We start from the raw sequence: 18,893 nt of genomic DNA, 5'->3' as shown, positions 1-18,893 counted from the left end.
AGATTTCGACAGAAAAAGGCTCGAATTCTGATTCAACGAAAAGCCGAAACGCTACAGGCGGCCCGACGCGGCGACCTCGGCAGCAAATGTATAACCAACACCACGCACCGTCTTGATCAGCTTCGGCGCCCCCGGCTCGCGCTCGATCTTCTTGCGCAGGCGCGCGACCTGATTGTCGATGGTGCGGTCAAGAGGCGACCAGCCGGTACCGTTCACCAGATCCATGATCTGTTCACGCGACAGAACCCGGCGCGGTCTTTCGAGAAAGACCTTAAGCAACCGATAATCGCCGCCCGTCAATTCGATCAGTTCACCTTGAGGGTTAAAAAGCTCCAGCCGATCCGGAATGGCCCGAAACCCGGCGAATACATATTCTGGGCAGGCTTCATTGGCGCCGCGCTCCGACGCAGGGTGCGTTTCGCCCCCGCTTCGCCTCAGGACGCTGTGGATGCGCGCCAGAACCTCACGCACATGGAATGGTTTCGTGATGTAGTCATCGGCGCCAATCTCCAACCCGACGATCCGGTCGATCACGTCGCCGCGTCCGGTCACCATGACGATCGGCACGTCCGAGAACTTTCGCACCGCCTGAGCCACGTCGAGTCCGTTCTGGCCATTGAGATTGAGGTCGAGCGTCATGAGGTCGATGCTGCCATCGCGAACTGCCGCCATGGCGTCATCGACACCGGCGGCCTCGGCTACCTCATATCCGTCGCTTTCCAGACAGCGCCGCAACAAGCCACGCACCGCCTTGTCGTCGTCGACGACGAGAATTCGGCAGTCTGTCATTGTCCCCCCAATATGGCACATCATCATGCCACGCCTAGAATGTAATATTCACAGTTCGGAATTCAATCTCTTGTAGTATTCCGCCCCCGATACACTTTGATACAAATCCACCGACACGGCTGCGACATGACGCGTTCACCTTGTTCCTGCATTCATGGGGGCGATCATGTTAACAGCACCGACTCGCGACATTCATTCCGTTCAGCAGACCTTGCGCGTCATTCCAAACGGTTCCCGACCAGTGGTGGAAAGACTGTCGCGGCAGCTCAGCGAGGGGCAGCATCTCTACTTTGAATCGGACCCCGCACGGTTCGTTTACGAAGTTGTCTCCGGTGTCGTCCGCCTTACCCGCCTACACAAGGATGGTCGGCGTCAGGTGATTGCCTTCGGTTTTCCGGGCGATCTGGTCGGCCTGCCCAACGACGGACGACATTCGACGGAATGCGATGCCGTGACCCAGACTGAGATCGTCGCGCATCGCTGCGACCCTCTTGTGCTGCCCGACGGCGATCCCTCGTTTCATTCGGTGATCATGGCAGCCGCGCTGGACGAAATCAGCATGCTTCAGGATCATTTCCTGATGCTTGGCCGACGGCTGGCCAGCGAGAAAGTCGCGGCTTTCCTGTGTCTGCTGCTCGACCGGATCGGTGAGCCGCTCGGCGCTTACCGGCTGATCCACCTGCCGATGAACCGTTCCGACATCGCAGACTATCTCGGCCTGACGCCTGAAACGATCAGCCGGTCTATTACCCAGTTTCGCGAGCAGAAGATCATCGCACTTGAAGATGCGCACACGATGATCGTGCTCGACGCATCACGGCTGCGGGCCATGGCGGAAGGATCGTGACTCCCGCGACCTCGCGCTCGATATGCCCTGCGCAATCCTCAACATTCCGATCCGTCAGGGGTGGTGATGAGGGTTTCCAGCCCTCGTAATAGATACCTGGTATCAGGATCGGCATCTGCGCGGCGAACTGGGCTGTAGCGTCATGCCGAGACGATCGCGTAGCGCTGGGATCGTCACCCGGAACACCAGCAGCACATCACGCGCGCTGGCCCGTTGCAGGCGCTCCTGAAGTTCATTGAACCATTCATCCGTCGATTGTACCGTGTGATCTATGACTTTGAGTCCCTTGGCAGGCATCCGTCTTTCTCGTTCAAAAGCCAGATCACGCGCCGTCGCGTTCGTCCGGAATCGGTTCCAACGCGGCGTCGCGCACAGGCCCGGCCGATCCAATCATCCGTTCAAAAATGACGCTGGCAATCGCGCCGGTTCCGAAAAGAACGAGGCCGAAATTGAGCACCCATCCGAGCACCGGGATGAAGTTGAGAACCGCAGCTGCGGTCAGTGTCACCGCGAGAAGGCCAAGCTCGCCGATCCGCCCCGGCGAATCCCCGGGCCCGAAAGCGCCAGTCAACCGCATCGTCACCACATAGGCGCCGAGAACATATCCCAGCACCCAGATCGCGATGATGGTCAGGATGACGATCGGCACCATTGGCAAGCCGATCACAGTCAGCGCACTGACCGGGACGAGACCGAAGAGGATAGAAAGTCCGATAAGGCCAGTCAGCAGGGTCGTGCCCGGCCGGTTATCCGCGCTCCTTTTCAGATGCGCGACCTGTCGCGGCAGGAAGGTCAGGCAGATCGCGGCAAGCCCGAGGAAGAAGGCGAGCATCAGGATGAACCCGGCGAAGAACGACATGAAGCCGGGCAAGGCCGGGTATTCACGCGACCCCCAGGCATCGCGGGCCTCTTCGAACATCTGCATCCGGTCGAGCGGCCGGTAGGTGATCCGGTCTGCGTCGATAACGCCGGGCGGGATGATGATCTCGGAGGGGGTGGAATAGATCAGCTTGCCGCCGATCTTAGCGGCATCGCCCAAGGTGAGGTTGTGTGCGGTCAACCAGACATCGCCTGCGACCGGCGCATCGAATATGATCTCGGCGCCCGTCGCCACCAGCGCGCCCCTGACGGGCCCCTCGATCGTCAGCGTCCCGCCCGCCAGTCGCGCATTGCCGCCGGTTTCAGCTGCCGGCGCCGTGCGCAGGGAAAAACCCGCAGCGCTCAGATCGCCGCCTGTCGCGGCGCGGATCGTCACCGCGCCACCCGCCGCGTAAAGGTCTCCGGCGGTCTGCGCATCGACATCAACGTCGAAACCGCTGACATGCAGATCCTCGGCGACCCTGCCGTCGATGACCAGCGAGGCACCGCCTGCGAAGACATCTCGTTCAGCCTCCAGCGACCGCGCCGTCCCCGAGCCGCCGATGAAAAGATCGCCGCCCAGCGCTTGAATCTCGGGTCCGGCCCCGGCCGGCGATGCCACGGCTGTCAGAAGGGCAAAGATTGCTGCGCGAAACGTCATGACTGCTCCTCCGGGCTTGCGGGGTTTGACCATAAGCCATGCCGATACCCGCCCGACTGATCGAAATCAGGTCTTTCCGGCTAGTCCGCCCTAGACTCACGCATGCCCCCGAGTCGGGCGGAGCCGAATACCGTCAGGAGAGCCGTCATGAAACATAGAGCCCTTCCCAGCCGCATCGAGCCAGCGCAAGACAGTCCCTTTTTCAAGTCCCTGCATGACGAAATCGAACGTGTTTTCGATCGCTTCGGCACCGGTTGGCCAATGTCGGCCCGCGATCTCTGGGACCGCAGCGAAGACAGTCTCATGCCGGCGCTCGATATCGCCGAAACCGACACGGCCATCGACATCTCGGCTGAAATCCCCGGTGTCGCGGAAAAGGACATCGATGTGTCAATTACCGATGGCGTTCTGACGCTGAAGGGCGAGAAGTCGAGCGATCACGAGGAGAAGGAGGAAAACTACCACGTTGTCGAACGCCGCTATGGCAGTTTCCGCCGCTCGGTGTCGCTCGGCTTTACGCCGGACGAAGGCAAGGTGCAGGCACGTTTCAAGGACGGCGTGCTGAAGCTGCACATCGACAAGCCCGAAGGGGCTGCATCCAGAACACGCAAGATCAAGATCGGCAAAAGCTGAACGCACCTGTCCCCGGTGCGCCTGCTAGGGCCGTTGCCGGCCGCGGATCACTCCCGCGGCCGGCTCTTTTTCCCGCATCGTCGCGATTCCGGGCCACCGTACCGTTTAGCCCGTGCATAAACCGGGCGCGCCGTGTCAGGTGACGCGTGCCGGGCAGCATCCGGTTTTGGTCGATCTCTCCCACAGATACTATGACTTTGGCACCGCCGAAGGTGGCACTGCCCCGGTAACCGGTACCGGCAATTCTCCAAGAGAGGCACTCAACTTTGACCGGCGTGACAGCGTCGTCTCGATTGGTGTCCGAATCCCGCTGCAGCGGTACTGAACGTCATCTTCGCCTGACAGGATCGCGACAGGCACGGGGCGGGCTTGCATCCCTCAAGCAGGCTACGGTCTGATCCAGGCACCTGTATCAAGGCCGGTCGCCTTTCCAAGATCGTCGAGACTGTCGATCATAAGCTGTATCGCGTAGCTGGGATTGTGGGCGTAGATGCCGGGATCCTTCGCGACGAACTGGTAATTGTAAGCGGCCCTCAGAAGGCGCGGCGTCCAGCTTTGATAGCGGTTGGGATAGGCCGCCTCGTCCGCATCCACCGATCCGTTCCCGTTGAGGTCCACGAAGAAATACGGATAGGCGTCTGGCGCGTAGACAACCGGTTTTCCGGCCACCTCGGCAGCATAGGCCATGATCGCGTGGCCAAGTGCGTCGTGAAGGCCGGTGATTTCGAAAGCCACCCCTTCGCCGGTATTGCCGTCACCGTCCGCATCCGCGGGCCGCGTCCGGATCGCGGTCAGATTGGCGGTCTTGTGGCATTCGGCGCAAGGTTCGGCCCGCACCTCAAGCGCATGCGGTTCGTGGCAGGAGGTACAGGTGTTGAAGTTCGGAACATGGGCAAACCGTCCGGCATAGGTCTTGCCCGGATATTCAAAGCCGCCGCGCACCTCGGTTCCGAGAAGACTCGCCGCCGCGGCCCGGTAGTGCACGTTGACGAAACCAAGCTCCGGCGCCACCGCGTCGTCGTCAAGCCCGGCCGTCGTGGCATTGACGCCGTCTCCGGATGTCCGCCCCTGATGGCAGACCATGCAGGTTGCCGACGGGCCGAACCCGCCGATGGCTACGCCACTCGGGAAGGTCACCTGATCCAGCGCAGCTGCAGCCGCCGAATGACAGGTGGTACAGTCGATCAGCGCTCCCAGGGCGGTAGGATGATCCACCTGCCCCGGTGTGCTGCCGTCGCCGCCGAGGAAGTCGCGCATGCCGATGCTTGAATGACAGGTCGCGCATTGCGGTGGGATCTCTCCGTCCTCGTCCCAGTGCGTGAAGGACTCCGACCCGCGTCGGGCATGGGGTGAGTTCAGCCACGCCTCCACCGCACCCGAAAGCGTAGCGGCATCCTCCTGAGCATAAACGGAAGCGGCACCTCCACACGCAAGAAGAAGTGAAATGATGAGGATACGGGGGGCGATCATCGGTAGGGACTCCTGCCTTGGCTGGCCGATTACGACCATGGACTGAATGTCAGGCCATTCTGCGGCTTCCCCGACGCCAGTCATTGATGTGTGTCAGGGTGCGCACGGACAGAACCGACCATCCTGCATCCACAAGATGCCTGGAGTGTCCCGGATGTTCCTTACCCCTTTCATCAAAGGTCGTCCCGTGCGGGCTGTCGGTGGTGCCGTCGAACCGCCGGTGCGCCTGCATTCGGTCGCGCTGCTCGGCGCGGACTATCCCGGCCTGCGGGCAGATTTGCGGGTGAAGGAAGGGGACGCCGTTGTCGCGGGTCAGGTTCTGTTCACCGACCGCAAGCACCCCGACATTGCCTTCGTCGCCCCGGCATCAGGCCGGGTCGCGTCCGTCACCTTCGCCGCAGGGCGGCGACTTTCGGCACTGATCGTCGAGCTTGACGGCGATAAGGCTGAGAAGGCGGCATCCGCGCCCATCCGCGTCGGAACCGCTGGCGATGCGCGCGCGCTCCTCCTGTCGCGGGGCCTGTGGCCAGCCTTTCGCAGCCGGCCCTTCGGGCGCATCCCCCCGCCCGATGCCCGCGCGGACGCCATCTTTGTCCACGCCATGGCCGGGTTCGACGGCGCACCCGACCCGGCCGCATTGCTTCCCGGGGTTGCGGAAGAATTCGCCGCCGGTCTCAGGCTTCTGACGCTTCTGACCGAGGGTGCCGTGCTTACCTGCTTTCCCGAAGGACTCGAGCTGCCTGAGATCGAAACTCCGGGCATTCGCCGCGCGTTTTTTGCGCCGCACCCGATGACATCAATGACGAGCCATCATGTTGCTCAGCTGCACGGTCAGGTCCGGGACCGGCCGGTCTGGACCATTGGCTGGCAGGACGTCGTCGCCATCGGTCAGCTTCTGCGCACCGGGCAATTCCCCGGCGAACGGATCGTCGCGATCACGGATGCGCATTCCGGCAGGCCGGTCCTGAAACGGGCGCTTCTGGGCGTGAGCCTTCATGACCTTTTCGTTGGTTCCAGCCCCCCGGCCGCCAACCTGATTTCCGGCCCTGCAATCAGCGGGAACGAAGCGCTCTGGCTAAGCCGCTACGATACGTCTGCCGCGCGAATCGTGCCGCCGCAAACGTCAAACCTGTGGAAGGCGCTGACCTCGTCAAGTGGTGCACTCCGGCCGATCCTGCCCCACGCCGGCCTCGATACCGCGCTGCCCGTCGGCATTCCGGCGGTCCCGTTCCTGAGGGCACTGACGGTCGGCGATGCCGAAAGTGTCGAGAAGCTGGGCGGGCGTGCCCTTGTCGAGGAGGACATGTTACGGGCAAGCCACCGGTGCACCAGCGGCACCGACTACGCCGCGAAATTGCGGACCGTGCTCGACCGGATGGAGGCGGAAGGATGATCGCGATCCGCCAGCCCTGGCAGGTTACATTTGCGGTGACACTGGCCCTGCTGCCCCCTGTTCTAACCATGCTGGACCGGAACGGCAACGCGGCGCTGCGCGTCCTCGTCACGGCGCTGGTCGTCAGCCTGATCTGGGAGCTGATCTTCACCCGCGCGCGGCGCCAGCCACCGTCGTGGCACGGCATTGCCACCGCGCTGATCGTGAGCGTGATGGCGCCAACGGATCTGCCACTCTGGCACCTCGCATTGGCCCTGAGCTTCGGCATCGTGATCGGCGAACAGGTCTTCGGCGGGCGCGGCTTCGGCTTTCTCAACGCAGCCGCAGTTTCGCTGGCCTTCCTGATCTTCGCCTTTCCCGGCACCGTCCTGCCAGAGCCGGGTCCCGACCTCGGCTATGCAACGCTGCCGGGCCTCGCCCTGCTGCTGGCCCTCGGGCTCGTCTTCTGGCGGGTTCTGGTCGCGCTTGCCATCGGGCTCATCGCCGGCTTCGCCGTGGTGAACGGGACTGCACCCGAACCCGAGACATTCCTCGCTGCGCTCTTCGCGGCGACCTTCCTCGTCGCGGACCCCGTTGCCTCGGCAGCGACGCAGGCGGGGCGATGGCTCTATGGAATTGTCGCTGGGCTTCTCGCCGCGTTTTTCAGTGCAACGGGTCTGGCGTCGGCGGTCGTCTTTGCAGCACTTCTCGCGGGGCTCGTCGCGCCGCTGATCGACGACATCGTGATCCGCGCCCGAACCGGCAGGAGGTCCGCCCGTGGCTGAAACCCCTGTCCCCTGGTGGCGGCTGTTCGCCATGGCGAACGACGATCCGCGCAAGGCCGTGGGCATGACCGTTCTTGTGGCCTTCGTCGCGGCACTCGGGGTTTCGACCGCCGCGACCGTGCTGAAACCCTACCAGCAGGTCCATGTAGAACGCGAACGTCAGGCGCGCCTCGACGCCATGCTGAACACACTGCCGGGTCTCAGAGGCCTGATGGTCGAGGCCGGGATCGACACGCTGGAAACCCGCATCGTCGATCTGCAGTCCGGGCAGTATGACCCCGCAATCGACCCGGCCAGCTTCGACCCGGACGAAGCCGCGAAAGGCCCGGCCACCAGCCGCGACCTGCCGCCGGGAGCCGACCCCGCCGGACTGAAGCGCATCGCCACCCATGCGCCGGTTTACCTGCTGGAACGGGACGGCAGACTGCACCTCGTCGTCCTTCCCGTCTCGGGCATGGGCTATCAGTCGCTGATCCGCGCCTATCTCGCGCTGGAGCCCGATCTGAACACGGTTGCGGCGCTGACCATTGTCGAGCAGGCCGAAACCCCCGGCATCGGCGCCCGGATCGCCGAACCGGACTGGCAGGCGCTCTGGCCCGGACACCGGATCACGGACGACGACGGCCGGATCATGATCCGCGTCACGCAGGGGGCAGCCGGGCCCTATGAGGTCGACGGCATTTCCGGCGCAACCCGCACCGGCAACGGCATCACCGCGATGCTTACCTTCTGGCTGGGCGATCAGGGCTTCGGGCCCTTCCTCGACCGGCTGCGCGAGAGGGGCTTCTGACATGACCGGATTGCCCGACCGCCTGACCCGCCCCCTGATCGACGAAAACCCGATCACGCTGCAGATCCTCGGCATCTGCTCGGCGCTTGCAGTGACGACGACCCTTGCCACCGCATTGACCATGTCGCTGGCGCTGACCGTGGTGATCAGCCTCTCGGCCACGCTCATCAGCATGATCCGTAACCACATTCCCCATTCCGTGCGGCTGATCATCCAGATCACCATCATCTCGGCCCTCGTCATCGTCATGGACGGGCTGCTGCGCGCCTTCGCCTATGAGATGAGCCAGCGCCTGTCGGTCTTCGTCGGCCTCATCGTCACCAACTGCCTCGTCATGGGCCGGGCCGAGGCCTTTGCCATGCGTCATCCGCCGGGGGAGAGCTTTCTCGACGCGCTCGGCAACGGGCTGGGCTACAGTCTTATCCTGATCGTCGTCGGAACGCTGCGTGAAGGGCTTGGCCTGGGGACAATCCTCGGTGTGCCGCTGGCACCGATGCTCGGACTTGACGGGTTCACGACCCTTGCCCTGATGCAGCGCGCGCCCGCGGCCTTCTTCATCCTCGGCCTTCTGATCTGGGCGATCCGCGCATGGCGTCCCGCGCAGGTAGAAAGGCCGGAATACCAACTCAGTAGCGAAGAGGAGGACGCATGAGCGACCTCTTCCTCACCGCGATGATCGGCGAGAACCTTGCGCTGTCGTTCTTCCTCGGCATGTGCACCTTTCTTGCCGTGTCGCGGCGAGTGGAAACAGCGGCGGGGCTCGGACTGGCCCTGATCGTTGTGCAGGTAATTACCGTGCCCGCGAACAACCTGATCCATACCTACCTCTTGAGCGAGGGCGCATGGGCCTGGGCGGGACTGCCAGATCTCGACCTGACCTATCTCAGGCTCATCGCCTTCATCGGCGTCATAGCGGCAATGGTGCAGATCCTTGAAATGACCCTCGATCGCTTCGCGCCGGGGCTTTACCGGGCGCTTGGCATCTTCCTGCCGCTCATCACCGTGAACTGCGCCATTCTGGGTGCCAGCCTTTTCATGGTCGAACGCCGCTACAGCTTCGCCGAATCCGTGGTCTACGGCCTTGGCACTGGGATCGGCTGGGCGCTTGCCATCGTCACCTTCGCAGCGATCCGCGAACGGCTGAGATACAGCCTGATCCCAGCAGGGCTTCAGGGCCTCGGTTCGGCGTTTCTGGTCACCGGCCTCATGTCGCTTGGCCTCTCTGCCGTCGCAGGATGGGGGGCGCCATGACCGCGATCCTCCTTGGCACCGTGCTTCTGACCGCCCTGCTTCTGCTACTGGCGCTCGCTGTCATGGGGGCGCGGCGGGTTCTGCTGCCCGAACTTCCCGTGGCCGTGACGATCAACGGGACGGAAAACATCGCCGCCCGCACCGGCCAGCGGCTGCTGACCGCACTGGGGGATGGCGGCATCCTGATCCCCTCGGCCTGCGCCGGTGCGGGGACCTGCGGGCTGTGCCGGGTCCGGGTCACGCAGGGCGGCGGCGCACCGCTGCCGACCGAGCGGGAGCATCTGAGCCGGGCGGAGATCGCGGCGGGTCTGCGGCTGGCCTGTCAGGTGACTTTGCGGGGCGATGTGGAGATCGATCTGCCCGAGGATCTGGCGGGCGCGAAGTCCTATGACTGCACGGTCAGCGCCGCACGGTTCCTTACCCCCTTGATCCGCGAGGTTGTCGTGGACCTGCCAGAAGATGCCAGGCCCGCATTGCCCGCCGGATCGTTCTTCCAGATCACCGCGCCGCCCTATCGGCTGGATTTCCACATGCTTGAGGTGCCCGATGCGCACGCAAAGGTCTGGGCACCCATCCGCGCCCTGCACTCCGATAGTGGTAAGCCGGAAACCCGCGCCTATTCGATCTCGAACCGGCTGGAGGACAGCGAAGCCGGGCGCCTTGTCTTCAATATCCGTCTTGCCCTGCCCCCGCCACAGCTTGCCGATGCGCCGCCCGGAAAGGTGTCGTCCTACCTCTTCTGTGTGAAGCCCGGCGACCGGCTCACCGTCTCGGGCCCCTTCGGCAGCTTTCGCGCGCAGGAGACCGGGCGCGAGATGGTCTTCATCGGCGGCGGGGTCGGCATGGCGCCCCTGCGCGCGATCATCCTCGACCAGTTGCAGCGGCTGGGCACGGCGCGGCGCATGAGCTTCTGGTACGGCGCACGGAACCGGGATGAGTTGTTCTACTCCGACGAATTCGATGCGCTGGCCACGGAACATCCGAATTTTCGCTGGACCGTCGCCCTGTCAGACCCGCGCCCGGGGGACGGCTGGGACGGGCCAAGGGGGTTCATTCATTCGGTCGTGGCCGAACGTTTCCTCGCCACTCACCCCGCGCCCGAGGAGTGCGAATACTACCTTTGCGGCCCGCCCCTGATGATCAAGGCCGTCCTTGCCATGTTGTCGGATGCCGGGGTCGAACCGGACGCCATCTTCAACGACGATTTCGGAGGCTGAGACATGGACCTGACCCGTCGCCTGTTCCTCATGTCCGCCGCCGCCAGTGCCGCCCTGCCGGCTGGTGCCGCGCAGGCGGTGACACGGTTGGCGGGACTGGCCTTCGGCGGCAGCTGGCATGTTGTTTTGCCGGACAGAATCGATTCCGACGCCGTGCGGTACGCGCTTTTGTCCGAAATCGCCGCGGTAGATGCGGCGATGTCGCCCTATCGCGCGGAGTCTGATCTGACCCGGTTCAACATGTCGCGCGAAACTGGCTGGCAGAAGGTCGCGCCAATTCTCGCCCAAACGCTTTCGAATGCGCTGGACGTCTCGCGGTTAAGCGGTGGCGCCTTCAACCCCACGGTCGGCCCGTTGGTCCACCGCTATGGCTTTGGCCCGATAGCGGGAAAGGGGGCAGGTGATCCCGCCGATCTGAATGCGCGCCCGGATGCCATTCGCAAGGCCATGCCCGAGTTGACCATCGACCTTTGCGGCATTGCCAAGGGGTATGCGCTCGACCGGATGGTTGTGGCGCTTGAAATTCTCGGGCACCGGAATTTCCTGATCGAGCTTGGTGGCGAGGTGGCATGCCGGGGGCGTCATCCGGAAGGGCGCGACTGGCTGGTCGCGGTGGAAACTCCCGGCGGAGGGACGGCGCAGCGCATCGTCAGGCCTCACGACATGGCGCTGGCCACATCGGGACACAGGGCGAATGGATATCCGCGGCTGGGGCTGAGCCACGTCATCGACCCGCGCACCGCACGGCCCGCGACGCGCGGCCTTGCCGCGGTCTCGGTGCTGGCCGGGACGGCCGAACAGGCAGACGCGCTGGCGACAGCGCTGCTCGTCCTCGGCCCAGAAGCCGGGCCGGAGCTTGCCCGGGCGAAGGGCATCGACGCCCTGTTCCTTGCCGGTCATGGTCCCGCCTACAGCGAATCCATGACAGGCACCTTCCCACGCCACGTCTTAGAATAGGACCATCGCATGACCAGTTTCCTAGCCACCCTAGCAGTCACGCTCCTCGCCCTTGCCGGGCTCGCGATTGGCCGGTTTTTCGGGCGCCGTCCGCCCGCAGGCTCATGCGGTGGGTTGTCCTGCATCCCCGGAGCAACCTGCGCGGCGTGCCCGCGCCACCGGCAGGAAGGGTGCGAGGATGACTGATCGCCCAAAAGTCGCCGACTACATGGCCAGGAACCTTGTGACGCTGGCACCGGACACGGAGATCAACCGGGCCATGAAACTGCTGCTTGACCGGAACATTTCCGGGGCACCTGTCGTGGACAGCAGCGGGCAACTGGTCGGCGTTCTTTCCAAGAAGGATTGCCTGCGCGCTGCACTCAACGCGAGCTACTATCAGGAGTGGGGCGACAGCGTCGCCGATTATATGAGCGGCAATGTCCACACGCTTGACGCAGATCTGGACATCGTCGCGGCGACCGAAGCATTTCTGAAAGGCCCCTATCGCCGGTTTCCCGTGATGCAGGGCGGACGGCTCGTGGGTCAGATCAGCCGGGCCGACGTGCTGCGGGCGCTTGCCGATCAATGGAGGTGAGGCAATGGGAGAAGCGCTAACCGTTCTTGCTATCGGAGCCTTGTTCCTCGCCAGCATCGGCATCGACGCCCTCGAACGCCGGGCGCATGTGCCGCGGGTCACCCTGCTGATCCTGTTGGGCGTGGCAATCGGACCGCCGGGTCTGGATCTTCTGCCCACGGCGCTTGCCGGGACTGATGACGCGGTTGCCCCAACCGCCCTGACGATGGTTGCCTTCCTGTTGGGCGGCAGGCTCAAGCCCGAAACGCTGCACGCACATGGGCGCGAGATCCTGACGCTGTCACTGGCAGTAGTCCTGACCTCGGCCGCATTTGTTGGGGTGGGGCTATGGCTTCTGTCCGGCGATCCGGTGCTGGCGCTGATGCTGGCGGGACTTGCCGTCGCGACCGATCCGGCAGCCACACATGAGGTGATCCGGTCCGTCGGCGCAAAGGGACGCTTCGCGACAAACATCCTTGGCATCGTGGCCATCGACGACGCCTGGGGCATCCTTCTGTTCAGCCTTCTTATTCTGATTGCCGATCTGACCATGGGCGGGCCGACACCCGGGCCTTTGTTCCAGACGCTGGTGGATCTTGGCGGGTCCATCGCTCTTGGCGCGGCAATCGGCCTGCCCGCCGCCTATCTGACCGGCCGCCTCAAACCCGGGGAGCCGACGCTGATGGAGGCGCTTGGCCTCGTCTTTCTCTGCACCGGATTGTCGCTCTATCTCGGGCTTTCCTTTCTTCTGACCGGCATGGTCTGCGGCACCGTCATTGCCCATTTCGCCCGCCACCACGACCGGCCGTTCCACGAAATCGAGCGAATCGAATGGCCGTTCATGCTGCTTCTTTTCGTGATGGCGGGTGCCTCACTCGACCCCACATCGCTTGGGGGGCTTGGCCTCGCCGGTGCCGCCTATATCGGGTTGCGCGCCCTGTCACGGGTAACCGGCGGATGGATCGGCGGGGCAATTGCCGGTCTGCCGGCCCGCGAGGGGTGGCTTTCCGGTCTCGCGCTAATGCCGCAGGCGGGCGTTGCCATCGGCATGGCACTGATTGCCGGTGAACGCTTTCCCGAGCGGGCCGAAGTGATCCTCGGGATCACCATCGCCAGCACCGTCGTCTTTGAGGTCGTTGGCCCGCTGATCACCGTCATTGCCCTGAAGCGGGCCGCTCAGCCGCCGCATCGAGAAGCCGGATGACCTCGTCATCCGAAGTCTGATCGAAGGTGACGTAGAACGCCCCGATCGCGCCGAGATAGGTCGGCACATTCGGGCAGACGATCAGATCGGCCTCTTTCTTCATCGCCTCAAGCGTCTCGGGCGCCGCGACCGGCACTGCAAGCACAATTCGTGCGGGTGCCTGCCGCCGCACCGCCTTCAGTGCCGCCCGCATCGTCGCGCCCGTGGCAATGCCGTCATCGACGACGACGGCAGTGCGGCCCGATAGCGGCACCTGCACGCGGCCTTTCAGATAAAGCCCCCGGCGTTCGCGGATCAGGTCCAGCTGTGCTTCAGCCAGCCTCTCGATGTCGGCAGGCACCAGTCGCGCATGGCGGGCGACCTCCTCATTCACCACGATCTCGGGATTGGCACCGTTGACAACCGCGCCGGCGGCAAGCTCTGGCTGAGAAGGCACGCCGATCTTGCGCACCATGACAAGATCAAGCGGCGCGGCAAGCTCGCGCGCCACCTCATAGGCAACCGGAACGCCGCCCCGGGGAAGGGCAAGGACCACTGGGTCGGGCAAGTCGAGCGCCTTAAGCTCCTGTGCCAGCCTTTCGCCGGCTTCCGTTCGATCGCGATAGCGCATAATTCATCTCCCGATTTGATCCCGTTGTCCCGACAACTGTCCGATCCTCGCTGCATTTCAGACCTTCACATTTGGCCAGCAGCGCGCCAGAGATTATTTTCCCTCCGTTGCGGGGCCCGTCAGGATCACCGGGCAGCGCGCCGCGTTGATCAAGGCTGTGACAGGAAGCGCCTCGTCTTGGCCGGTTGCGATGATCAAGGCGGCGGGGCTCATCCGCTCAAGCTCACGCAACAGGTTCCCGGTCCCGAGATAGGGGCGGTATTCGTTGTGCCTTACACCGCTACCGCGGCGAAATGCTGCGACGATCTCTTCTTCCCACCGTGGCGTGGCGAAGACGACAAGACGCTTGTGGGCAGCGGCAGCAAGATGGAGGGCGAGAGACAGCTGGCCGCTGTCGGGGTTGCGGTCGCCGAGAACCAGGATCAGCGCGTCGCCCTCCCGCAGCGCCCTGCGGAACCCGACGACGACGATATCCCTGGCGCCGGTGATCTGTGCAAGCACCGCCATCAATCGACCGCCGATGGCACTGAACCCGGTGTCGAGAACCGCATCCCGCGCCGCCTGAACCAGCCGCTTCTCAAAAAGCCGTGCGTCAGCGCGGAAGGCGGCGCGCATGGTTTCGACCGTTACCTGGGACACGGCTTGCCCGGAGAAAGAAACAGCGCGGGCATGCGGGTGTCTGGCGGCTTCAAGGATCGCCTCATCGCTGACCAAGAGGCCGTGCAGACCCGCGCCGACCTGTCGCGCCAGAAGAACGGCCAGATGCAACGCCGCTTCGGCATCGGCGTAACATGTCGCGCTCAGGATCACGCGGAAAGGCGGCGAACCGGTCTCAGACATCTGTCCTGACCTCCTTGCCCGCCCGTCCGAATGCCTTGCGCTTCGCGGCAAAGGCGCGCAATTGATCTTCGGCGCGGCGGTTCACGCTGCCCTCCGGATAAAGACCATCCGGCAAGCGTGTTCCTGCGACTGTCCCGGTCAGCGCTTCGATGCCGTCGGCAATCGTTCGCATCGGCAATATGCGGAACTGACCGGCCTCCACCGCCTGGATCACACGACGGCGGAGCGAGAGGTGCTTTACGTTGGCCGCCGGAATCAGAACGCCCTGGCGCCCGGTCAGGCCACGCGCGGCGCAAATGTCAAAGAAGCCCTCGATCTTTTCGTTCACACCACCAATTGCCTGAATGTCGCCGAACTGGTTGACGGAACCGGTGATCGCCAAGGATTGGTCGATCGGCACGTCCGACAGCGACGAGATTATCGCCAGCAGCTCAGCTGCCGAGGCGCTGTCGCCATCGACGCCGCCATAACTCTGTTCGAAGACGAGGCTGGCCCAGAGCGACATCGGCGCATCGGTGGCATAGGCCGCCGCAAGATAGCCCTGAAGGATCAGCATACCCTTGGAATGGATCGGGCCGCCCAGTTCGGTCTCACGCTCGATATCAACGACCTTGCCGGTGCCCAGCCGGGTCCGAGCGGTCAGCCGCGACGGCAGGCCGAAACGGGTACCGCCGATCTCCAGAACTGACAGCGCGTTGATCTGACCAACCCGTACGCCATCGGTGTCGATCATCAGGGTTTCGCGCAGGATCGCCTCCGCGCCAAGCTCGCGCAGCCGCCCGGCTCGGAACTCGCGCTCGGCAACAGCCTTTTCGACCGCCTCGGCACCGATAACGTCATGCCCCTCAGAACCCGACCAGAAGTCGGCTTCCCGCAGAAGATCGGAAAGATGGTCAAGGCTCAATGACAGTCGCTCCGCGTCGCCCGTCATGCGGTGACTTTCGTTGAAGATCCGCGCCATCGCAGGGGGATCGAGTGGCCTGAGACCACCATCCCGCGCGATCTCCGCGATCATCGCCGCATAGGCGCCGGAACCATCGCTGCCCGTTGTGATATGGTCGTTGAAATCGGCCTCAAGCTTGAAAAGATGGGCAAAATCCGGATCGAGCGCGGCGAGCAGATAATAGAAGATCCTTTCGCCCAACAGGATCACTCGTACATCCAGCGGCACCGGATCGGGTGCCAACGAGACGGTGGAAATCAGGCTGAGCCGTTCGGCGGGAGAATAGATCGCGATCTCGTGGGTTCTGAGGCAGCGTTTCAGCGCATCCCAGGCAAAAGGTTCGGACAGGATCTGGCGTGCGTCGAGAATGAGAAATCCGCCATTGGCGCGGTGCAGGGCACCCGGCTTGATCATGGTGAAATTCGTCACCAACGCCCCCATTTCCGAGGCGTATTCGATCCGGCCGATGAGGTTGGCGAGCGTGGGCAGGTCCTCCTCGATCACTGGCGCACCGTTTTCGCCATCCCCCTCCTGCGCAACGACGACGTTGACCGCGTAGCGCTGGAACCGCGGCTTTGCATAATGCCGTGTCGTCGCAACAGGGAACGGTCCGGCCTCGGCGCCATCCTCACGGACCAGAAAAATCTCCGCATTCTCGATCAGGTCACCGCGCACCGCATCGAGATAATCCGTTACCGCCTGAATCCCGGAAAATGACTCGCGCAAGGTACGGATGGCGACATCGACGCCGCCGGTCGCCATCGCGTAGTTCAGGTCCTCGACATCGCGCCGGTGCTGCTTTTCGCGCCCGGGCACCGCCTTGAGTGCCGCCGCCAGTTCCTGCTCGGTCTCATCGACCGCCGCGTCAATGGCCGCCTGTTCATCCTCACTCAGGTTCCGGTATTTCTCGGGCGTCATGACCTCGCCGTCACGGGTACCGACGACAGTAAACCCCATGGGTGTGCGAAGGATGGCGACGTCGCGTGCGCGGGCCTGTTCGAAGACCCTGCTCATCTCCGCTTCATGCTCTTCGGTATAGCTTTGTTCGATGCTGCGTCGGCGGGTCTGATAGTCTTCCGAGTCGAACAGCGCCGGTATGTCGTTGGCCAGTTCGTCGATCAGCTCTTCCATCGCCTTGCGAAGCTTCGTTGCCATTCCCGGGGGCAGTTCGATCGCGACCGGTTTGTCGGGCGCGTCGAAATTGTTGACATAGACCCAGTCCGCCGGGCGCGGCCGGTTCATTGCCGCCTCAGCAAGAATCGCCCGGGTCATCCGGCGGCGTCCGCTGCCGGGGTTTCCAAGGACAAAGGCATTGAAGTCGCTGTGGCGCATCTCTGCGGCCATGCGAAGCGCGCCCAGGGCCCGGTCTTGTCCGATCCAGTTAGTTCCGTGAAGCTCGGCGCTGGTCGAGAACGTGAAGTCCTCGGCTTTGACAGGCGCCGAGAGTTTCACGACTGGCAGCGGTGCTGGTCCAACCGGATTGGCCATATCGTCCTCGTGTTCCACTCCGCGAGTATCCCACCGCGATGCCCGTGCCGATTGATCCCGCTCAATCAACTCGCCGAACGACGGGCTATTCTTAACCGCAGACACGGAGAGAACGATGACCAGAGCTGACATCGAAGGGATCGCCGTCACGATTGAGGGGTCGGCTGATCTAAGCCCTGAAACCGCCACCGCCGTGCTCGGGCTGATCCGGCCACTTGTACCGTTGAAGGACAGATGGCCCGCCGACCGGATGCCGGTGATCCAGTCCAGCGACGAAGCAATTCATCTTGTCGACCTCGCTTTGCCGGACTGGTCGATCAGCCTGAAAGGCCGCACCAATGACGCCGACGGGCACTGGACCTGCACTTTGCGCCGGTCTGATACGCTCGACGACGATTTCATGATCGGGATCGGCCGGGGACCCGTCCTGTCGCATGCCATCCTGGCCGCCATGGTGCGTGTCGCCGCGTTGCGTAGTCCGGCCACTGGCGCGAACTGATCGGCGTCAATTCCGGGCGGGCGCGCAGGTCTAGCATTGCATCGGCAGGAACGTCCGGATCCCGATCCGGATTCGCCATGAAAGGAGAACGCCATGAAAAGCTTCGCCCAATTCTTGTGTCAGTCCGCCTGCGCCACAGCCTTTCTGGCCAGTTCCGCGCTCGCGGCAGCCGCCTTTACCGCCTGCCAGGTCACCGATACCGGCGGCATCGACGACAACAGCTTCAACCAGACCGCCTGGAAAGGGGTCGAGGATGCCGAGGCTGAATTGGGCATTTCGGGGCGCTTTCTCGAATCTCAAGCGGAGACGGATTACGAGGCCAACATCAACTCGCTGCTTGGCGGGGCATGCGACGTGATCATCACCGTGGGTTTCCTTCTGGGTGACGCCACGAAGACAGCCGCCGAACAGAACCCCGACCAGAAATTCTCCATCGTCGACTTCGCTTATGACCCGGCGCTGCCGAATGTGCTAGGCCAGGTCTACGCGACCGATGAGGCGGCGTTCCTTGCGGGTTACCTCGCCGCTGGCATGACCGGAACCGGGACGCTCGGTGTCTTTGGCGGGATCAACATTCCACCTGTGACGATCTTCATGGACGGGTTCCATCATGGTGTAACCTACTACAACAGCCAGAAGGGCACCGCTGTGACCGTGCTCGGCTGGGACCCGGCCACGCGCGAGGGGCTCTTCACCAACAACTTCGACTCGCTCGACGACGGCCGTGCCTTTGCCCAGAACCTTTATGACGAAGGCGCCGACATCGTCCTACCGGTCGCAGGGCCGGTGGGCCTTGGCTCGGCGGCACTGGCCGATGAACTCGGCACCGACAAGCTGAAGATCATCGGCGTCGATGCCGACCTTTACTTTACCGACCCGGCGAAGAAACACGTCTACCTGACCTCAATCACCAAGCGCATGGATGCGACCGTGTTGCAGGTGATCAAGGCCGTGATGGAAGGCAGTTTTGAGGGCGGGGTTCTGACCGGCACGCTGGCCAATGGCGGCGTCGACCTTGCTCCCTTCCACGACATGGAAGGCGATGTGCCCGAGGACCTCAAGGCCGAACTTGCGTCGGTCCGGCAGGGCATCATCGACGGCAGCATCGACGTCAGCCCCTGAT

19 protein-coding genes are annotated in these 18,893 nt (G+C 63.6%); 13 read left to right on the top strand and 6 right to left on the bottom strand.

The features are described 5' to 3' along the window. Nucleotides 1–51: 51 nt before the first annotated feature. Nucleotides 52–789, bottom strand: coding sequence for a response regulator (locus tag OEZ71_RS15560; protein WP_263740945.1), 738 nt, complete (start codon nucleotides 787–789; stop codon nucleotides 52–54). Nucleotides 790–955: 166 nt separating this feature from the next. Between OEZ71_RS15560 and OEZ71_RS15555 the strand changes: the two genes are divergently transcribed. After that, on the top strand, nucleotides 956–1,636 hold the full coding sequence (locus tag OEZ71_RS15555; protein ID WP_263740944.1) for a helix-turn-helix domain-containing protein: 681 nt from the start codon (nucleotides 956–958) through the stop codon (nucleotides 1,634–1,636). A 322-nt stretch (nucleotides 1,637–1,958) separates the two neighbouring features. Here OEZ71_RS15555 and OEZ71_RS15550 read toward each other — a convergent pair whose 3' ends face one another. After that, nucleotides 1,959–3,155 carry a DUF2807 domain-containing protein gene (locus OEZ71_RS15550; protein ID WP_263740943.1) on the bottom strand — a complete coding sequence of 399 codons (1,197 nt, stop codon included), beginning with the start codon at nucleotides 3,153–3,155 and terminating at the stop codon, nucleotides 1,959–1,961. Nucleotides 3,156–3,302: 147 nt separating this feature from the next. On the opposite strand from OEZ71_RS15550, the gene OEZ71_RS15545 reads away from it, so the two are divergent. Further along, a complete protein-coding gene (locus tag OEZ71_RS15545; protein WP_263740942.1) occupies nucleotides 3,303–3,788 on the top strand; it encodes an Hsp20/alpha crystallin family protein in 486 nt (161 codons plus the stop codon). A gap of 387 nt (nucleotides 3,789–4,175) precedes the next feature. Here OEZ71_RS15545 and OEZ71_RS15540 read toward each other — a convergent pair whose 3' ends face one another. Next, entirely contained in the window at nucleotides 4,176–5,258 is a 1,083-nt protein-coding gene (locus OEZ71_RS15540; protein ID WP_263740941.1) for a polyheme membrane-associated cytochrome C, read from the bottom strand. A gap of 154 nt (nucleotides 5,259–5,412) precedes the next feature. Here OEZ71_RS15540 and OEZ71_RS15535 point away from each other — a divergent pair, with 154 nt between their 5' ends. The 9 genes from OEZ71_RS15535 to OEZ71_RS15495 all read left to right on the top strand — a co-directional run bounded on the left by OEZ71_RS15535 (nucleotide 5,413) and on the right by OEZ71_RS15495 (nucleotide 13,390). Beyond that, nucleotides 5,413–6,651: a hypothetical protein gene (locus OEZ71_RS15535; RefSeq protein ID WP_263740940.1), complete on the top strand. Its 1,239-nt coding sequence runs from the start codon at nucleotides 5,413–5,415 to the stop codon at nucleotides 6,649–6,651. Next, nucleotides 6,648–7,415, top strand: coding sequence for an RnfABCDGE type electron transport complex subunit D (locus tag OEZ71_RS15530; RefSeq protein WP_263740939.1), 768 nt, complete (start codon nucleotides 6,648–6,650; stop codon nucleotides 7,413–7,415). The genes OEZ71_RS15535 and OEZ71_RS15530 overlap by 4 nt, the downstream gene beginning before the upstream one ends. Further along, nucleotides 7,408–8,205, top strand: coding sequence for an NADH:ubiquinone reductase (Na(+)-transporting) subunit C (gene nqrC, locus OEZ71_RS15525; RefSeq protein ID WP_263740938.1), 798 nt, complete (start codon nucleotides 7,408–7,410; stop codon nucleotides 8,203–8,205). The genes OEZ71_RS15530 and nqrC overlap by 8 nt, the downstream gene beginning before the upstream one ends. 1 nt (nucleotide 8,206) lies before the next feature. Next, on the top strand, nucleotides 8,207–8,857 hold the full coding sequence (locus OEZ71_RS15520) for an NADH:ubiquinone reductase (Na(+)-transporting) subunit D (protein ID WP_263740937.1): 651 nt from the start codon (nucleotides 8,207–8,209) through the stop codon (nucleotides 8,855–8,857). Further along, nucleotides 8,854–9,456 carry an NADH:ubiquinone reductase (Na(+)-transporting) subunit E gene (gene nqrE / locus OEZ71_RS15515; RefSeq protein WP_263740936.1) on the top strand — a complete coding sequence of 201 codons (603 nt, stop codon included), beginning with the start codon at nucleotides 8,854–8,856 and terminating at the stop codon, nucleotides 9,454–9,456. The genes OEZ71_RS15520 and nqrE overlap by 4 nt, the downstream gene beginning before the upstream one ends. Continuing rightward, entirely contained in the window at nucleotides 9,453–10,673 is a 1,221-nt protein-coding gene (nqrF, locus tag OEZ71_RS15510; RefSeq protein ID WP_263740935.1) for an NADH:ubiquinone reductase (Na(+)-transporting) subunit F, read from the top strand. The genes nqrE and nqrF overlap by 4 nt, the downstream gene beginning before the upstream one ends. A gap of 3 nt (nucleotides 10,674–10,676) precedes the next feature. Continuing rightward, the gene (locus OEZ71_RS15505; RefSeq protein WP_263740934.1) at nucleotides 10,677–11,630 is read left to right on the top strand and encodes an FAD:protein FMN transferase; all 954 of its coding nucleotides are present in this window, start codon (nucleotides 10,677–10,679) and stop codon (nucleotides 11,628–11,630) included. Between the two features lie 178 nt (nucleotides 11,631–11,808). Beyond that, nucleotides 11,809–12,207 carry a CBS domain-containing protein gene (locus tag OEZ71_RS15500; protein ID WP_263740933.1) on the top strand — a complete coding sequence of 133 codons (399 nt, stop codon included), beginning with the start codon at nucleotides 11,809–11,811 and terminating at the stop codon, nucleotides 12,205–12,207. 4 nt (nucleotides 12,208–12,211) lie between these two features. Next, nucleotides 12,212–13,390 carry a cation:proton antiporter gene (locus OEZ71_RS15495; RefSeq protein WP_263740932.1) on the top strand — a complete coding sequence of 393 codons (1,179 nt, stop codon included), beginning with the start codon at nucleotides 12,212–12,214 and terminating at the stop codon, nucleotides 13,388–13,390. Here the strand turns inward: OEZ71_RS15495 and OEZ71_RS15490 are convergent. The 3 genes from OEZ71_RS15490 to OEZ71_RS15480 form a co-directional block, all read right to left on the bottom strand. Further along, nucleotides 13,341–14,000, bottom strand: coding sequence for a phosphoribosyltransferase (locus OEZ71_RS15490; RefSeq protein WP_263740931.1), 660 nt, complete (start codon nucleotides 13,998–14,000; stop codon nucleotides 13,341–13,343). The two genes, OEZ71_RS15495 and OEZ71_RS15490, sit on opposite strands and share 50 nt — an antisense overlap. 93 nt (nucleotides 14,001–14,093) lie before the next feature. Next, on the bottom strand, nucleotides 14,094–14,840 hold the full coding sequence (locus OEZ71_RS15485) for a hypothetical protein (protein ID WP_263740930.1): 747 nt from the start codon (nucleotides 14,838–14,840) through the stop codon (nucleotides 14,094–14,096). After that, on the bottom strand, nucleotides 14,833–17,289 hold the full coding sequence (locus OEZ71_RS15480) for a Lon protease family protein (RefSeq protein WP_263740929.1): 2,457 nt from the start codon (nucleotides 17,287–17,289) through the stop codon (nucleotides 14,833–14,835). The genes OEZ71_RS15485 and OEZ71_RS15480 overlap by 8 nt, the downstream gene beginning before the upstream one ends. Nucleotides 17,290–17,386: 97 nt before the next feature. Between OEZ71_RS15480 and OEZ71_RS15475 the strand changes: the two genes are divergently transcribed. Next, nucleotides 17,387–17,770, top strand: a complete 384-nt coding sequence (locus OEZ71_RS15475) for a hypothetical protein (RefSeq protein ID WP_263740928.1) — start codon at nucleotides 17,387–17,389, stop codon at nucleotides 17,768–17,770. Nucleotides 17,771–17,863: 93 nt separating this feature from the next. Further along, nucleotides 17,864–18,892 (top strand): BMP family lipoprotein, encoded by a 1,029-nt coding sequence (locus tag OEZ71_RS15470; protein ID WP_263740927.1) that lies wholly within the window; start codon nucleotides 17,864–17,866, stop codon nucleotides 18,890–18,892. The last annotated feature ends 1 nt before the right edge of the window (nucleotide 18,893 follow it).

It is taken from the genome of Albidovulum litorale (assembly GCF_025751495.1).
GTDB classification, from domain to species: domain Bacteria; phylum Pseudomonadota; class Alphaproteobacteria; order Rhodobacterales; family Rhodobacteraceae; genus Albidovulum; species Albidovulum litorale.
Note: the sequence above shows the minus strand (reverse complement) of the source record. Positions and strands in the feature narration are given on the sequence as shown.

Excerpts from the sequence above, each read along its gene's own strand:
- OEZ71_RS15520 (WP_263740937.1), top strand. The coding sequence starts at position 8,207 with ATGACCGGATTGCCCGACCGCCTGACCCGCCCCCTGATCGACGAAAAC.
- OEZ71_RS15490 (WP_263740931.1), bottom strand. The coding sequence starts at position 14,000 with ATGCGCTATCGCGATCGAACGGAAGCCGGCGAAAGGCTGGCACAGGAG.
- OEZ71_RS15485 (WP_263740930.1), bottom strand. The coding sequence starts at position 14,840 with ATGTCTGAGACCGGTTCGCCGCCTTTCCGCGTGATCCTGAGCGCGACA.
- OEZ71_RS15535 (WP_263740940.1), top strand. The coding sequence starts at position 5,413 with ATGTTCCTTACCCCTTTCATCAAAGGTCGTCCCGTGCGGGCTGTCGGT.
- OEZ71_RS15475 (WP_263740928.1), top strand. The coding sequence starts at position 17,387 with ATGACCAGAGCTGACATCGAAGGGATCGCCGTCACGATTGAGGGGTCG.
- OEZ71_RS15530 (WP_263740939.1), top strand. The coding sequence starts at position 6,648 with ATGATCGCGATCCGCCAGCCCTGGCAGGTTACATTTGCGGTGACACTG.
- nqrF (WP_263740935.1), top strand. The coding sequence starts at position 9,453 with ATGACCGCGATCCTCCTTGGCACCGTGCTTCTGACCGCCCTGCTTCTG.
- OEZ71_RS15540 (WP_263740941.1), bottom strand. The coding sequence starts at position 5,258 with ATGATCGCCCCCCGTATCCTCATCATTTCACTTCTTCTTGCGTGTGGA.
- OEZ71_RS15505 (WP_263740934.1), top strand. The coding sequence starts at position 10,677 with ATGGACCTGACCCGTCGCCTGTTCCTCATGTCCGCCGCCGCCAGTGCC.
- OEZ71_RS15500 (WP_263740933.1), top strand. The coding sequence starts at position 11,809 with ATGACTGATCGCCCAAAAGTCGCCGACTACATGGCCAGGAACCTTGTG.
- OEZ71_RS15560 (WP_263740945.1), bottom strand. The coding sequence starts at position 789 with ATGACAGACTGCCGAATTCTCGTCGTCGACGACGACAAGGCGGTGCGT.
- OEZ71_RS15470 (WP_263740927.1), top strand. The coding sequence starts at position 17,864 with ATGAAAAGCTTCGCCCAATTCTTGTGTCAGTCCGCCTGCGCCACAGCC.
- nqrE (WP_263740936.1), top strand. The coding sequence starts at position 8,854 with ATGAGCGACCTCTTCCTCACCGCGATGATCGGCGAGAACCTTGCGCTG.
- OEZ71_RS15495 (WP_263740932.1), top strand. The coding sequence starts at position 12,212 with ATGGGAGAAGCGCTAACCGTTCTTGCTATCGGAGCCTTGTTCCTCGCC.
- OEZ71_RS15545 (WP_263740942.1), top strand. The coding sequence starts at position 3,303 with ATGAAACATAGAGCCCTTCCCAGCCGCATCGAGCCAGCGCAAGACAGT.
- OEZ71_RS15550 (WP_263740943.1), bottom strand. The coding sequence starts at position 3,155 with ATGACGTTTCGCGCAGCAATCTTTGCCCTTCTGACAGCCGTGGCATCG.
- OEZ71_RS15555 (WP_263740944.1), top strand. The coding sequence starts at position 956 with ATGTTAACAGCACCGACTCGCGACATTCATTCCGTTCAGCAGACCTTG.